Raw genomic sequence first — 349 nt, 5'->3', positions numbered from 1 at the left:
GGAGGCCCCGGGGCAGGGCGGGCCCGAGCCTCGGTGCCTCGGTGCGACGGCACTCGCTCCGGGCTCCATGCCCGGGAACCCCATCCGTCTTGGCCGGGCGGCCCGGCTGGAGGTCGGCCGGGTGCGACCTCTCGCGCCCCGTCGCGTGCCCCGGCTCACGCCCTCAGGCGCAGCCCCCGTGGTGTGGCCACGAAGCCCGCTGACTCCAGCAGGGTGCCTATGGGGGAGGTCAGGGCCGGGGTGTTGTTGATCCGTTCGACGGTGACCGTGCCGAGGGAGCCGGCGCGGGCGGCGGCGGCCAGGGTTTCGGCGGCCGCCCGCAGTCGGGGGTCGTCCATGGCCGCGGTGT

The 349-nt window shown here is 77.1% G+C and carries 1 protein-coding gene; it reads right to left on the bottom strand.

Translation table 11 applies throughout. The features are described from left to right. Window positions 1–155: 155 nt before the first annotated feature. Window positions 156–349 (bottom strand): hypothetical protein (locus CCN72_RS40675; RefSeq protein WP_244174342.1); only part of this gene is annotated, 194 nt, incomplete at its 5' end.

The sequence above is a fragment of the Streptomyces murinus genome, from assembly GCF_002154555.1.
In the GTDB taxonomy this organism is placed as follows: Bacteria; Actinomycetota; Actinomycetes; order Streptomycetales; family Streptomycetaceae; genus Streptomyces; species Streptomyces murinus.
The sequence above is the reverse complement of the archived record's forward strand: the minus strand, read 5'-3'. Positions and strand labels throughout refer to the sequence as shown.